The sequence below is a fragment of the Bradyrhizobium manausense genome (assembly GCF_018131105.1).
Lineage (GTDB): Bacteria > Pseudomonadota > Alphaproteobacteria > Rhizobiales > Xanthobacteraceae > Bradyrhizobium > Bradyrhizobium manausense_B.
Genome location: NZ_JAFCJI010000001.1, coordinates 2,542,511 through 2,556,226 on the forward strand (window position 1 = coordinate 2,542,511; position 13,716 = coordinate 2,556,226).

At 63.2% G+C, this 13,716-nt stretch carries 12 protein-coding genes; 6 read left to right on the forward strand and 6 right to left on the reverse strand.

The window, feature by feature from the left end; genetic code table 11:
- Window positions 1-83: 83 nt before the first annotated feature.
- On the reverse strand, window positions 84-1,871 hold the full coding sequence (gene aspS, locus JQ631_RS12075) for an aspartate--tRNA ligase (protein ID WP_212326438.1): 1,788 nt from the start codon (window positions 1,869-1,871) through the stop codon (window positions 84-86).
- A gap of 211 nt (window positions 1,872-2,082) precedes the next feature.
- On the opposite strand from aspS, the gene JQ631_RS12080 reads away from it, so the two are divergent.
- The 5 genes from JQ631_RS12080 (at window position 2,083) to JQ631_RS12100 (ending at window position 7,871) form a co-directional block, all read left to right on the forward strand.
- Entirely contained in the window at window positions 2,083-3,555 is a 1,473-nt protein-coding gene (locus JQ631_RS12080) for a protein adenylyltransferase SelO (RefSeq protein ID WP_212326439.1), read from the forward strand.
- A 315-nt stretch (window positions 3,556-3,870) separates the two neighbouring features.
- Entirely contained in the window at window positions 3,871-4,719 is an 849-nt protein-coding gene (locus JQ631_RS12085) for a phosphodiesterase (protein WP_212326440.1), read from the forward strand.
- A 1-nt stretch (window position 4,720) separates the two neighbouring features.
- Complete coding sequence (locus JQ631_RS12090; RefSeq protein WP_212326441.1) at window positions 4,721-5,671, forward strand: carbohydrate ABC transporter permease; 951 nt, start codon at window positions 4,721-4,723, stop codon at window positions 5,669-5,671.
- Entirely contained in the window at window positions 5,668-6,537 is an 870-nt protein-coding gene (locus JQ631_RS12095; protein WP_212326443.1) for a carbohydrate ABC transporter permease, read from the forward strand. The genes JQ631_RS12090 and JQ631_RS12095 overlap by 4 nt, the downstream gene beginning before the upstream one ends.
- Before the next feature lie 11 nt (window positions 6,538-6,548).
- Window positions 6,549-7,871, forward strand: coding sequence for an ABC transporter substrate-binding protein (locus JQ631_RS12100; protein ID WP_212326445.1), 1,323 nt, complete (start codon window positions 6,549-6,551; stop codon window positions 7,869-7,871).
- An 82-nt stretch (window positions 7,872-7,953) separates the two neighbouring features.
- On the opposite strand, the gene JQ631_RS12105 is transcribed toward JQ631_RS12100, so the two are convergent.
- The 5 genes from JQ631_RS12105 to JQ631_RS12125 form a co-directional block, all read right to left on the reverse strand.
- The gene (locus JQ631_RS12105; protein WP_212326447.1) at window positions 7,954-8,199 is read right to left on the reverse strand and encodes a hypothetical protein; all 246 of its coding nucleotides are present in this window, start codon (window positions 8,197-8,199) and stop codon (window positions 7,954-7,956) included.
- Between the two features lie 114 nt (window positions 8,200-8,313).
- Complete coding sequence (locus JQ631_RS12110; RefSeq protein ID WP_212326449.1) at window positions 8,314-9,135, reverse strand: ABC transporter permease; 822 nt, start codon at window positions 9,133-9,135, stop codon at window positions 8,314-8,316.
- Window positions 9,136-9,145: 10 nt separating this feature from the next.
- On the reverse strand, window positions 9,146-10,030 hold the full coding sequence (locus tag JQ631_RS12115; RefSeq protein WP_212326452.1) for an ABC transporter permease: 885 nt from the start codon (window positions 10,028-10,030) through the stop codon (window positions 9,146-9,148).
- An 11-nt stretch (window positions 10,031-10,041) separates the two neighbouring features.
- The gene (locus tag JQ631_RS12120) at window positions 10,042-11,106 is read right to left on the reverse strand and encodes an ABC transporter ATP-binding protein (protein WP_212326454.1); all 1,065 of its coding nucleotides are present in this window, start codon (window positions 11,104-11,106) and stop codon (window positions 10,042-10,044) included.
- 64 nt (window positions 11,107-11,170) lie between these two features.
- Window positions 11,171-12,313, reverse strand: coding sequence for an ABC transporter substrate-binding protein (locus JQ631_RS12125; protein ID WP_212326456.1), 1,143 nt, complete (start codon window positions 12,311-12,313; stop codon window positions 11,171-11,173).
- A gap of 193 nt (window positions 12,314-12,506) precedes the next feature.
- Here JQ631_RS12125 and JQ631_RS12130 point away from each other — a divergent pair, with 193 nt between their 5' ends.
- Window positions 12,507-13,241, forward strand: a complete 735-nt coding sequence (locus JQ631_RS12130; RefSeq protein ID WP_212326458.1) for a FadR/GntR family transcriptional regulator — start codon at window positions 12,507-12,509, stop codon at window positions 13,239-13,241.
- Window positions 13,242-13,716: the final 475 nt, after the last annotated feature.

The following is a 13,716-nucleotide window of genomic DNA, read 5'->3' on the forward strand; positions in this document are numbered from 1 at the left end:
CTGCCCAAAAACGTGGATGCCCGGGACAAGCCCGGGCATGACGGATTCTTGCTACCTCCCCGCACACGAAGGGGCAAAGACCCTCATTTCTGCGGCAGGTTCACCTTCACATGCAGCTCGCGGAGCTGCTTCGTCGTCGCATCCGACGGCGCGCCCATCAGCAGGTCCATGGCCTGCTGGTTCATCGGGAACAGCGAGATCTCGCGCAGATTGTTGGTGCCACAGAGCAGCATCACGATGCGGTCGACACCCGCGGCCATGCCGCCATGTGGCGGCGCGCCGTACTGGAAGGCGCGGTACATGCCGCCGAAGCGGTCGACCACTTCCTGCTCGCCGTAGCCTGCGATCTCGAACGCCTTCACCATCGCTTCCGGCACGTGGTTGCGGATGCCGCCCGAGGCGATCTCGTAACCGTTGCAGGTGATGTCGTACTGGAACGCCTTGATGGTCAGCGGATCCTGGCCCTTCAGCGCCTCGAGGCCGCCCTGCGGCATCGAGAACGGGTTGTGCGAGAAGTCGACCTTCTTGTCGTCCTCATTGTACTCGTACATCGGGAAGTCGACGATCCAGGCGAGCTCGAACCGCTCCCTGTCGGTGAGGTTCAGTTCCTCGCCTACCTTGTTACGGGCGAGCCCTGAAAACTTCCAGAACTTGTCGGGATCGCCGGCGACGAAGAAGGCGGCATCGCCTTCCTTGGTGCCGATCTGCGCACGGATCGCGGCGGTCCGCTCCGGTCCGATGTTGTTCGCAAGCGGACCTGCGCCCTCGCCGCCCTCGCGCCACATGATGTAGCCGAGGCCGGGCTGGCCTTCGCCCTGCGCCCACGAGTTCATGCGGTCGCAGAATGCACGGCTGCCTCCACCGGTCGCCGGGATCGCCCAGACCTGGTTCTTGGGGTCTTCGAGCATGCGCGCAAAGACCTTGAAGCCGGAGCCGCGGAAGTGCTCGGAGACGTCCTGCATCTCGATCGGGTTGCGCAAATCAGGCTTGTCGCTGCCGTATTTGCGCAGCGCCTCGGCGAACGGAATCCGGCGCCAGTTCTTGCTCACCGGCTTGCCCTTGGCGAACTCCTCGAACACGCCGGTGATGACGGGCTCCATCGCCGCGAAGACGTCTTCCTGCGTGACGAAGCTCATCTCGACGTCGAGCTGGTAGAACTCGCCGGGCAGACGGTCAGCGCGCGGGTCCTCGTCGCGGAAGCACGGCGCGATCTGGAAGTAGCGATCGAAGCCCGACATCATCAGCAGCTGCTTGTACTGCTGTGGCGCCTGCGGCAGTGCGTAGAACTTGCCGGGATGGATGCGCGACGGCACCAGGAAGTCGCGCGCGCCTTCCGGCGACGACGCGGTCAGGATCGGCGTGTTGAACTCGAAGAAGCCCTGCCCCTCCATGCGCCGGCGCATCGACTTGATGATCTCGACGCGGGTCATGATGTTCTGATGCAGCTTCTCGCGACGCAGATCGAGGAAGCGGTACTTCAGACGGATGTCCTCGGGATATTCCTGGTCGCCGAAGACAGGCAGCGGCAGATCGCCGGCCGGACCCAGCACCTCGATCTCGGTGACGTAGATCTCGATCTTGCCGGTCGGCAGATCGTCATTGTCGGTGCTCTTGTTATCCGCGCCGGCCGGGCGGCGGCGCACCTTGCCGTCCAACTTGACCACGAATTCGGAACGCAGCTTTTCCGCTTGTGCGAACGCCGGCGAGTCCGGATCGACCACGCACTGGGTCAGGCCGTAATGGTCGCGCAGGTCGACGAAGAGCACGCCGCCATGGTCGCGGACGCGATGGACCCAGCCCGAGAGGCGAACCGTTTCGCCGATGTTGCTCTCGCGGAGCGCGCCGCATGTATGTGACCGGTAGCGATGCATGGTCGTCCCAAAATCAATGTCGGAGGATACGAATCGGACGGCCTGAAACGACCGGTCCGACGTTGCGGCAGGGTTTACCCGACGAGGCCCAAAGCGGCAACCTCAAGGCGGTAACCAAGGGAACGGCCTGTTTTGGGCCTGACGGCCGCCATTTTTGCCCAATCCGGACCCGTCCCTTTGCCATCGGGCGTTCCAGCCCTATCTTGACGGTATGACCGTGCATTTCCCCTTCCAGAACTCATATTCGGCCTTGCCGGACAGCTTCTTTGCCCGCGTCGCGCCGACCCCCGTATCCGCGCCCCGGCTGATCAAGCTGAACCGGCCCCTGGCAATCCAGCTCGGGCTCGATCCTGATCTGCTTGAAAGCCCTGAGGGCGCCGAGATCCTGGCCGGAAAGACGGTTCCTGATGGAGCCGACCCCATCGCCATGGCTTATGCCGGACACCAGTTCGGGCATTTCGTGCCCCAGCTCGGCGACGGCCGCGCGATCCTGCTCGGCGAGGTTATCGACCGAGACGGCGTCCGCCGCGACATCCAGCTCAAGGGCTCGGGTCCCACCCCGTTCTCCCGCCGCGGCGACGGCCGCGCAGCGCTTGGGCCGGTGCTGCGCGAATACATCGTCAGCGAAGCCATGTTTGCGTTGGGCATCCCGACCACACGTTCGCTGGCCGCCGTCATCACCGGCGATCACGTCATCCGCGAGACCGCGCTGCCCGGCGCCGTGCTGACCCGCATCGCCTCCAGCCACATCCGGGTCGGTACCTTCCAGTTCTTCGCGGTGCGCCGCGACACCGACGCGATCCGCCGGCTCGCCGATCACGTCATCACCAGGCACTATCCGGATCTGCTTCATGCCGAGCGGCCCTATCACGCGCTGCTCGCGGGCGTCGTCGCGCGCCAGGCCGAACTGATCGCGCGGTGGCTGCTGGTCGGCTTCATCCATGGCGTGATGAACACCGACAACTCCTCCATCTCAGGCGAGACCATTGACTACGGCCCCTGCGCTTTCATGGACGCCTACAACCCTTCGCAGGTGTTTTCGTCGATCGACGAGATGGGCCGCTACGCCTACGCGAACCAGCCCCGCATTGCGTTGTGGAACCTGACGCGACTGGCCGAATGCCTGCTGCCGTTGTTCTCCGACGACCAGGAGAAGGCCGTCGCGGAAGCCCAGGACATTCTCGGCGCTTTCTCCGAGACGTTCAGCGCCGCCTATCAGGCAGGCCTGCGCAAGAAGGTGGGCCTGTTCACAGAGCGCGATGGCGACGAGGCCCTGATCCAGGACCTGCTCGACGCCATGGCCAAGAACCAGGCCGACTTCACGCTGACGTTCCGCAAGCTCGGCGAGGCCGCCGGCGATGACAGCGCCGACGTCCGCGCGCAGTTCACGGAGCCCGCAGCCTTCGACGAGTGGGCCGGACTCTGGCGCGCGCGCATCGCGCTGGAGCCGCAAAGCGCGGCCGAGCGGCAAGCCGCGATGCATGCCGTCAATCCGATCTTCATCCCGCGCAACCACCGCGTCGAGGCCGTGATCCAGGCCGCGGTGAACGATGACAACTACGCACCGTTCGAGGAATTGGTGAAGGTGCTGGCGAAACCGTTCGAGGACCAGCCGGATTACGCCGCCTACGCCGACCCGCCGTTGCCGGACCAGCGGGTGCTGCAGACGTTCTGCGGGACGTGAGGCAAGCGGGGCTTCGTATGCAGCCCTGCCATCGATCGCCGCCGTCCGCGCGCTCTGCGGATTTTCCGATAATCGCATCATGCCCCTGTTTTGCCCGACGTGTCAACGGATGCTGAAACACGCGTAACTCATCATCGCGGCAACCACCGGCTACTGTGCATGGGGTTGTTTTCGAGATTTTTCTTCGCCCACACATTCTGTGGAATTCCGGGCGCGCGGAACCGCTGTCATCAAACTGAAACACACGCGCTCTAACGGCCTGTCAGGGCCGTCTTGCCGGAGGCGCCCATCCTCCAACGATCCTGACAGCGCACCATGCCGTTCAAATTCGTCCACATCACCGACACGCATCTCGCGAACCCCGGGATGAAGCTCTATGGGCTAGATCCGCGCGCCCGGCTCGACGCGGCGATCGCCGACATCAACACGCACCAGTCCGACGCCGCCTTCGCGGTCGTGACCGGCGACCTCACCCATTGGGGCGAGCCGGAGTCCTATGCCAATTTCGCCGAGGCGATGTCGGCGCTGAAGATTCCCTACATCGCCATGGTCGGCAATCACGACAAGCGCGTTGCCTGCCTCGACGGCCTGAAGGCCGCGCCGCGCGATCCCAATGGTTTCGTGCAGGGCACCCGCACCACCGAGCACGGCCTGTTCATCTTCCTCGACACGCTGGACGAGACCAGCCACGCCGGCGAGATGTGCGCCAAGCGCTTCGCGTGGCTGGCAAAGACGCTCGCCGCAGCGCCCGCCGATCAGCCTTTCGTCGTGTTCATGCATCACCCGCCCTTCCCGGTCGGCGTGCACGCAATGGACGAGATCGGGCTGAAGCAAAGCGCGGAGTTTGCCGAGGTGATCGCGCCCTACCGCTCGCGCATCCGCCACCTCTTCTTCGGCCATGTGCACCGGCCGATCTTCGGCAGCTACGGCAAGATCCCGTTCTCGACGCTGCGCGGCACCAATCATCAGGTCTGGTTCGAGCTCGATGCGGGCGCGCCGCATCTGGCGAGCCACGAGCCGCCGGCCTATGGCGTGGTGCTGATCGATGACGAAAACCTCGTCGTGCACAGCCACGACTTCCTCGACACCAGTCTGCGCTTCCCATTCGAGCCGCCTGCGGACGTGGACGGCCGCGACTATGCGCTCAACTTCCCGGCGCGGTGAGATGAGCCTCGCAGAACCCGCGGCTCTCCCGGTCGCGGTATCGGCGCCGCCGCGCCTGAACCTCATGACGCGGTTCACCACCCGCTTCAAAGCCTCGCTCCCGGCCTATCTGCTGCTGCTGCCCTCGCTGGTCTTCCTCGCGCTGTTCACCTATGGCGCGATGGGACGCGTGCTGATCGATGCACTCTATCAGCGCGCCACGCCGCGGGCGCCGCTTCGCTTCGTCGGTCTCGACAATATCAGCGCCGTGCTGGCCGACCCTGCCTTCACCGGCGCCGTCATCAACAACCTCATCTACGCCATCGGCACCGCGATCCCGAGCATCGGCCTTGCCCTGTTGTTTGCACTGGCACTTGCACGTACCAATGCCGTGACCAGCGCGCTGCGCGCCGCGCTGTTCTTGCCGGTGCTGATCCCGATGGTCGCGGCCTCCGCGCTATTCCTGTTCATCTTCCTGCCCAATGTCGGCCTGCTCGACTACTACATCGGCCGCTTCCTGCCGGTGCTGCCGAACTGGCTCGGCGATCCCGACATCGCGCTCTACGCGATCATGATCATCACGATCTGGAAGAACGCCGGCTACTACATGCTGTTCTTCCTCGCCGGCCTCCAGGCCGTGCCCGAGGACGTGATGGAAGCCGCGCATCTCGATGGCGCAGGGCCGTATCAGAGGCTGCGCTACATCATCCTGCCGGAGCTCAAACCCACGTTCCTGTTCGTCATCGTGATCGCAACGCTGAACGCGGTGACGCAGGTCGACCACGTCTTCGTCTTGACCCAGGGCGGCCCGTCGAACGCCACCAATCTGGTGCTGTTCTACATCTATCAGCAGGCGGTCGAGCATTTCGACATCGGGAGAGCCTCAGCCGCGACGCTGCTGACGCTCGCCGCCTTGATGGCCCTGACCGCACTGTCGTTCCGCACCATGGCGAACCGTGAGAGCGGGCCATGACGCTGATCGACAAGCTCTACAAGGACGGCCCGCTCGCGACGCGCAACGAGATTACGCCGAAGCTCGGCTTCCTGCTGACGATCCTGCTCGCGCTCGCCTGGCTGATCCCGTTCCTGTGGATGGGCGTCGCCACACTGCGCCCGGCCTCCGACGGCATCAATCTGATGGCGGAGCTGATGCCGAGCCTGAAGCCGACGCTCGACAATATCAGGGACGCCTGGGAGATCGGCGATTTTCCGCGCTACTTCCTCAACACCACGATCATCTGCACCGGCATCCTTCTCGTGCAGTTCGTCACGATCACGCTGGCTGGCTTCGCCTTTGCGCGGCTCGACTTCGCCGGCAAGACGCCGATCTTCTATCTGTTCCTGATGCAGCTGATGCTGGTGCCGGTTCTGCTGATCGTGCCGAACCTGAGCCTGGTGGTGCAGCTCGGCCTCTATGACACGCTCGCCGGCGTGATGATGCCGTTCTTCGCTTCCGCCTTCGGCACCTTCCTGATGCGCCAGGCCTTCGAGGCCATTCCAACCGAGCTGGAAGACGCCGCGCTGATCGACGGCGCCAGCCTGATCCAGCGCATGCGCCACATCTACGTGCCGCTGTCGCTGCCGAGCTTTTCCGCCTTCGCCATCATCTCCGTCACCAGCCACTGGAACGACTTCCTGTGGCCGCTGATGGTGATCAATTCGCCGGACAAGCGACCGCTCACGGTCGGGCTCTCGGTCTTCACCAAGACCGCGGAAGGCACGCAGGCCTGGGGCACCATCGCCGCCGGCACGCTGATGGTGATTGCACCGCTGCTCATCACGTTCCTGATCTTTCAGAAACGCTTCATCAGTTCTTTCGTCACCTCAGGCATCAAATAGGAGATTCTTGGATGCTGTTCTCCCGCAGGCTCATGCTCGGCCTCGCCATGGCCGGTGCTTTCGCCTTCCCGGCGCTCGCCGGTGAAGGTCCGACCGAGATCGATTTGTTCTTCCCCGTGCCCGTCGACGGCAAGCTCGCCCGCGACATGGGCACACTGATCAAGGAGTTCAACGAGGGTCACCCCGACATCAAGGCGACCGCGGTTTACACCGGCTCCTATGACGACACGCTGATCAAGACGCGCGCCTCGATCAAGGCCGGCAAGCCGCCAGCTGCCGTGATCATGTCGGCCAACTTCCTGCTCGACATGCAGATCGAGAACGAGCTCACCAATCTCGACAGCCTGATCGCAGCCGACGGCAGCACCAAGGACCAATTCCTCGGCCAGTTCTTCCCCGCTCTCCAGGGCAATGCGGTGATCAACCGGTCGGTTTACGGCGTGCCGTTCCACAATTCGACGCCGCTGCTCTACATCAACGCCGACAAGGCCAAGGAAGCAGGCCTCGACCCGAACAAGCCGCCGCAGACCTGGGCCGAGCTTACCGACTGGGCCAAGAAGCTCACCAAGCGTGAGGGCGACAAGGTGACCCAATGGGGCATCGCGATCCCCTGCGCTTATGACTATTGCGGATGGATGATGGAAACGCTCACCATGACCAATGGCGGGCGTTACTACAACGAAGAGTTCGGCGGCGAGGTCTATTACGACACGCCCTCGATGCTGGGCGCGCTGACCTGGTGGAACGACCTCGTGAGCAAGTACAAGGTCCACCCGCCCGGCGCCACGCCTGGTCCGGCCGTCAGCACCTCCTTCATCTCCGGCAACGCCGCGATGATGATGCTGTCGACGGGATCGCTGACCTATGTGCGCGAGAATGCCAAGTTCAACTACAAGGTCGCCTTCATCCCGCGCAACGTCCGTAACGCCGTGCCGATCGGCGGCGCCTCGCTGATCATTCCGGCGGGCGTGGAAGCCGACAAGCAGAAGGCCGCCTGGACGCTGATCAAGTGGATGACGTCGCCCGAGAAGAGCGCCTGGTGGAGCCGCGCGACCGGCTACTTCGCGCCCAACATGGCCGCCTACAAGACGCCTGACATGGTCGACTTCCTCAACAAGAACCCGGACGCCAAGACCGCCGTGGAGCAGCTCGACGTCGCCAAACCGTGGTTCGCGACCTACAAGACCGTGCCGGTGCGCAAGAACCTGGAGGACGAGGTGATGCTGGTGCTCAACGGCAAGAAGCAGCCGAAGGAAGCTCTTGTCGCCGCCCAGAAGGCAGCGGAGGAGACGCTTAAGCCGTACAACGCCGAGACGTCGCTGAAGCTGCCGTAAGGCGAGCGAACCACATGAGAAAGCTTCGGCGTCCCGTCATGCGGGACGCCGAAGTCGTTTCGGTGGCCAGTGTCGCCCCGGATCAATAGAGCTTGGTACCGTTGCTCTTCACAACCGTCACATCATGTCCCTTGGCGGTCATGCATTGCTTGTAGACGGCCCCCTGCGCGTAAGTTGCCTTGCGCGCCGAAAAGATTGCCTCTGTCGTTCCCGCCTCGGCGAGGCAGGTAGCCCGGGCATTCGCATAGCCTTTACCCGCCGCAAGTGCTGACGAGCCGATGCAGCCGACTGCAGCCGAAATCAATGCGATCGAAATCAACCTCTTCATTGCTACCCCCTGAATCAAAAAGTGCGCAAAGCTATTCTCTCAATCAAAGCGTGAAAAGTAACACGGACAGCGGCATGCATTCAAGCCTCGCCGGCACAGGCCGGACGAACTCGTCTAGTCACGCTTGCCGTCGAGCCTGAACACCATCTGGGTCGGGCGCACGAAGCGCAGCGCGACCAGGAGTACTGACAGCACGGTGCACATGTAGATCACCGCCATGGCGTCGATCGAATAGACCGGGCGGACGCCGCCGGCGAAGACGTTGTAGTACAGCGCAACGACGAGGGTCTGCGAGCCGCCCCCGGCAAGCAGGAACGCCAGCTCGAAATTCGAGATCGTGTTCACGAGAACCAGCAAGCCTGCCGTGAGAATGCCCGGCAGCATCAGCGGCAACAGGATACGGCGAAATATCTGCAGGCGGCTGGCGCCAAGCATCTGCGCCGACCATTCCAGATTGAGGCTGATCTGCTCGAAGAACGGCAGCAGGATGAACACAGCCAGCGGCACCATGGGGACGAGCACGGCGAGAACGACACCGAGCACTGTCCCGCCGACCCCGAAACCATAGAGGGTTGTGGCAAGCGGAATGCCATAGGTCATCTGGGGGATGAGCAGCGGCAGGAAGTACAGCAGCAGCAGGACCGGCTTGGCGTTGAAATTCCGCCGCGCCAGCACATAGGCCGCCGGAAAGCCGATCGCGAGCGCGATGAGTACCACCGCCATCGCGATGAACAAGGTGATGAAGAGGACGTGAGGCAGCTCGAACTCTCGCCAGGCATAAGCGAACCAGTCCGTCGTGAAGGCCGGCGGCAACGGCTTGCCGAACCAGCGCTTGGCGAACGAGCTCACCACGACATGCGTCACGATCCCGAGCAGGTTGAGGATGAACCCGAGCAGGAACAGATAGATTGCCAGTCTCCACATCCGTCCGCGCATTGGCTTCCCCTCAGCGTTTGCCGACGCCCATGGTCGTGGCGATGGTCATGCGGCGACGCACCAGCACGATCAGCACCAGCGCCGCGAGCTGGCAAAGCCCCATGATGACCGCGATCGCGGATGCATAGGACATGTCGTATTGCTCGAATGCCTGCTGATAGGCCGCGATCGAAATCGTCCGCGTCGAGCCGGCCGGCTGGCCCACCATCACCGCGGACGGAAACACGGCGAAGCTCATCACGAAGACCAGTGCGAACGCGATGATCAGGCCGGGCGCGATCAATGGAAACATGACGCGCCGGAAGATCGTCCAGGGGCCCGCCCCCAGCATGCGGGCGGAGCTTTCCAGGCTCGGGTCGATGCCGGAGATGTAGCCGAGCAACATCAGGAAGCAGAACGGAAAGTTCTGCATGAACAGCGAGAAGGTGACGCCGATGGAATTATGCGTCAGCTCGAGCGGGTTCTCAATCAGCCCGGCGGCGATCAGCAACTGGTTGAGCCAACCGTTATGGCCATAGAAGCCCAGAATTCCTTCCGACAGGAAAACGACGCCGAGCGAGATCGGCAGCACCAGGATCGTCGTGATCGTGCGCTCGAACCAGATGCCGCGCCGCATGCCGTAGGCGAGAAACAGCGCCACCAGCACCACCGCAACCGTCGTCGGCAAGGCCAGCATGAAGGTGGTCTTGATCGTGCTATATTGATAGGCGTCGCTGAAGAAGGCGACATAGTTCGCGAATATCCCCGCTCCTGGCTTCTTCGGCTGCAAGCTGATGTAGATACCGTACAGGAACGGGTAGACGAACATCGCGAGCACATAAAGCAGCGACGGCGCGAGACACAGGATCGCGACGAGGTCGAGTTCGCTGCGAGAGTCGGAGCGGATGCGAGCCACGATCTGCCCTCTCACTCGCGCCGCAACAGGACGAACTTGTCCGCCGGCAGGGTCAGATCCAGCGTCTCGCCCAATGTGAGCTTCTCAAGCGAGCGGATCCAGAGCCGCGCACCACCCTCGAGCGAGATCTCGGCCTCCTGCTCGCGCCCAAGATATTCGACCAGTTCGACCTTGCCGCGCATCGCATTGGCGCCATCGGCGGCCTTGCCGAGACGCACATCCTCAGGGCGGATTGCGAGGACAGCCTGCTCGCCCGGGCGAAAGCCGTCCCTCGCCCTGGCACTCAGGATCTGTCCCCTGAAACCAGCCTCGATCGTGCCGCCCGCTTCGATGCCGAGCGTGACATCGAGGAAATTTCGAACGCCCATGAAATCGGCGACGAAGACGTTGTTGGGCGTGTCATGGATCTGTTGCGGCGTGCCGACCTGCATCAGCACGCCCTCACGCAGCACGACGATGCGGTCGGAGAGCGACAGCGCCTCGGCCTGATCGTGGGTGACGTAGATGGACGTCAAGCCGAGCCGCGCGTGGAGCTGCTTGATCTCGGCGCGCATCTCGACGCGCAGCTTGGCGTCGAGATTGGACAGCGGCTCGTCGAACAGCATCAAGCGGGGATGCAGCACGAGAGCGCGCGCGATGGCGACGCGTTGCTGCTGTCCTCCGGAGAGCTGGCCGGGATAGCGGTCTTCATAGCCGGCAAGGCGCACCAGGCCGAGCATTTCCTGGACACGCTGCGCGATTTCCGCGGACGGGCGCTTCTGCAGCGAGAGGCCGAAGGCGACATTGCCGAAGACGGTCAAATGCGGGAACAGCGCATAGTTCTGGAACACCATGCCGAAGCCCCGCCTCTCCGCCGGCACGTCGTCAATTCGCCGCCCGTTCAGGTGAATCTCGCCGTCGCTCGGCGGCACAAGACCCGCGATGATGCCGAGCGCCGTAGACTTCCCGCACCCGCTCGGCCCCAGGAAGGTGACGAATTCACCGCCGACGATCTCGAGCGGAAAATGGTCGAGCACGACCTTGCCGCCGTAGCGCTTCGTGATCGACATCTGCAGATTGTCAATGGAATCGGCCATGCTTCCGCCCCGCACGCGCGCGCGAGGGCCGCTTCAGCGAGCCCTCGCGTCCTGATCTTTGTTGTTATTGCTTCTTGACCTGGTCGGCGCCGATCTCACGGTCCCACCGTTCCATCGCGTAGCTCAGCTCGGTCACGCCCAACGGAGGGGATACCTTCCACTTGGTCCCGATCTGATCGTATTCAGGACGCCAGAACTCCTTCACCTCGTCCTGGATCTCCTTGGGCGCCGATGCCAGCGACGCGGCCTTCACGACCGGGCCGATGAAGGCCTTCCAGGTCAGCGCCTGCTGGTCCGGCTTCCACATGAACTTCATGAGGTCGACGATGACGTCGACCTGCTCCTGAGGCACTCCCTTCGGGATGCACCAATAGTGGCCATCGACCACGAACGTGGTGTTCTCCAGAATGGCGATCTTGGACTCCGGCGGAATCACGCTCTGCGCGCGGGGCTTCATGTCCCACTCCATGATCCCCGCGATCATCCAACGCTGCCCCTGCGCGAACTCCTTCAGCGTGATCGCAGTGCCGGTCGGATAGTACTCCACCGACTTGCCGAGCTCCTTGAGGTAGTCCCAGCTCTTGTCCCAGCCCTTTTCCGGGTCGAGCGGCTTGGAATCCCCGAGCATGAAGGCAAAGCCCTGCAGGATCGCCCGGCCCGGTCCGCTGTTCGCCGGGCGCGCGTACATGAACTTGCCCGGGTTCGCCTTCACCCACGCCTGCAACTCCTGCGCGGTCTTGGGCGGGTTCGGCACCTTCGCCGGATTGTAGATCAGCACCGGCCCTCCGGCATTGCCGACGGACGGAATGAGGACGCCTTTGCCCTCGTCGTAAAGCGCCTTGCCCGCGTCGGTGAGAGCGTCACGCGGAAAACTTTTCTGATAGTCGGGGATCGCGATAAGCTGGCCGTTCTGGGCCAACAGCGCGCCGCCATCCTGCCCGGTCAGCACCAGATTGATATCGAGTCGTCCGGCGTCCTGCTGCGCCTTGATCTTGGCCGGAAGCTCCGGCGCTGGCGCGCGCTGGATCTTGATCTCACCGACCTTGTCCGGATTGGCCTTCTTGTAGTTCTCAATGATGATTTGCGTGGAGGCGAGGTCGCCGCCGGTATCGATGATAGAAAGACTGATCGGAGCAGCAAGGGCTCCGCCACAAAACGCCGCTCCCATCAAGGCGGCGGCCGTCAAGGTCGCAGACCTGATCCTCATTCTCACCTCCCACGCGCTTTATTTTTGGCGCAACTTGTTATTTATTTGTAAGGCGAGCATCAACGAAGTTCTTGCCGCTTGTCAAGCGGTCTGTTCTTCAGCCGCTTCGAGCTGCGGCCAAGCGCCTCGGCGCACGGATTGAGATGTTAAAAACTTGTTTGTATGCCCCACGCAAAACCGGGCGGAGCTGGACTTGAAAAAGCCTGCGATGAAATCCGCGGAATTGCAGCTCTCCTCCTCGACGGGACGGTTGAGCGATCGCGTCTATGACCACGTGCTCGGTCATATCGCGATGGGCATCCTTCCTGTCGACTGCCGGCTGCCGCCCGAGAACGGCCTTGCCGAACTGCTCGACGTCTCGCGCCCCGTCGTTCGCGAAGCGCTGATGCGATTGCGCGATGACGGGCTGATCGCATCGCGCCAGGGAGCGGGCTGGTTCGTCACGCGGCGCCCGGCCGCCAATGCCTTCGACTTCGCGCCGGTCAGCAGCATCCCCGACATCCAGCGCTGCTTTGTGTTCCGGATGGCCGTCGAGGGCGATGCCGCCGCGTTGGCCGCGCGAAACCGCGACAAGCAAAGTCTCCGTCGTATCCAGCAGGTCCTGACGAAGCTCGATGCCATGGTTGCGCAGGGGCGCGAGGGCGGCCTCGGCGTCGAGGAGGATCTGCTCTTCCATCGCACGATCGCAGAGGCGAGCGGCAACCGCTTCTTCGTCGAAACGCTGATGTCGCTGAGGGAACAGATCGCCATCGGCGTCAATCTGAACCGCAACCTGTCGCTCATTCAACCGCGCGGCCGAATCCTGCGAGGCCAGCAGGAGCACCGCCGCGTTTTCGAAGCCGTCGAGGCCCAGGACGAAGAAGGCGCCCGTCGCGCGATGCGCACGCATGTCGACAACGCACGAAAGAGAATCTTCGAGGGAGGCTGATATCGCCGCTATCAGCGGCTCGAATGCGGGTCCAGCGTCCGCGTCAAACACCACGCGCTCACCCCGGACGTCGAAGGGTCCTCGCCGCCGTGGAGACCTTGGCGGCAGGCTACCGAAGTTCATCACGTGATGGGGGGCCCTCCGACCATTAACCCCCCGTCCACCATCCGGCCCGGCCCGCCGCCGGTAACCATTTGAATTAACAGACCCTCAACGCACAGCCGACAAATCTAACGGTGTTTCTGGAGATTTCCGCCGTGGATCTGTTGGTTTTCGAGTTCCTGGGATTGGCGCTGGTTGGCATGTGCCTGGTCGTGGTGGCAGTCCCCTGCGCCCGCAAATCCTCGCACCGGATCCGCTACGAATAGGAATTCTGGCCGCTTCAGGCGATTCTAGTCCCAATGCAAGGCTCGAATTCGTTAAGAGCCCCTTGACATCACAGCGCTTTCGGCAGAACGGCTGATAGCAAGTGTCA

Excerpts from the sequence above, each read along its gene's own strand:
- JQ631_RS12100 (WP_212326445.1), top strand. The coding sequence starts at position 6,549 with ATGCTGTTCTCCCGCAGGCTCATGCTCGGCCTCGCCATGGCCGGTGCT.
- JQ631_RS12095 (WP_212326443.1), top strand. The coding sequence starts at position 5,668 with ATGACGCTGATCGACAAGCTCTACAAGGACGGCCCGCTCGCGACGCGC.
- JQ631_RS12090 (WP_212326441.1), top strand. The coding sequence starts at position 4,721 with ATGAGCCTCGCAGAACCCGCGGCTCTCCCGGTCGCGGTATCGGCGCCG.
- JQ631_RS12085 (WP_212326440.1), top strand. The coding sequence starts at position 3,871 with ATGCCGTTCAAATTCGTCCACATCACCGACACGCATCTCGCGAACCCC.
- JQ631_RS12120 (WP_212326454.1), bottom strand. The coding sequence starts at position 11,106 with ATGGCCGATTCCATTGACAATCTGCAGATGTCGATCACGAAGCGCTAC.
- JQ631_RS12080 (WP_212326439.1), top strand. The coding sequence starts at position 2,083 with ATGACCGTGCATTTCCCCTTCCAGAACTCATATTCGGCCTTGCCGGAC.
- JQ631_RS12125 (WP_212326456.1), bottom strand. The coding sequence starts at position 12,313 with ATGAGGATCAGGTCTGCGACCTTGACGGCCGCCGCCTTGATGGGAGCG.
- JQ631_RS12105 (WP_212326447.1), bottom strand. The coding sequence starts at position 8,199 with ATGAAGAGGTTGATTTCGATCGCATTGATTTCGGCTGCAGTCGGCTGC.
- aspS (WP_212326438.1), bottom strand. The coding sequence starts at position 1,871 with ATGCATCGCTACCGGTCACATACATGCGGCGCGCTCCGCGAGAGCAAC.
- JQ631_RS12110 (WP_212326449.1), bottom strand. The coding sequence starts at position 9,135 with ATGCGCGGACGGATGTGGAGACTGGCAATCTATCTGTTCCTGCTCGGG.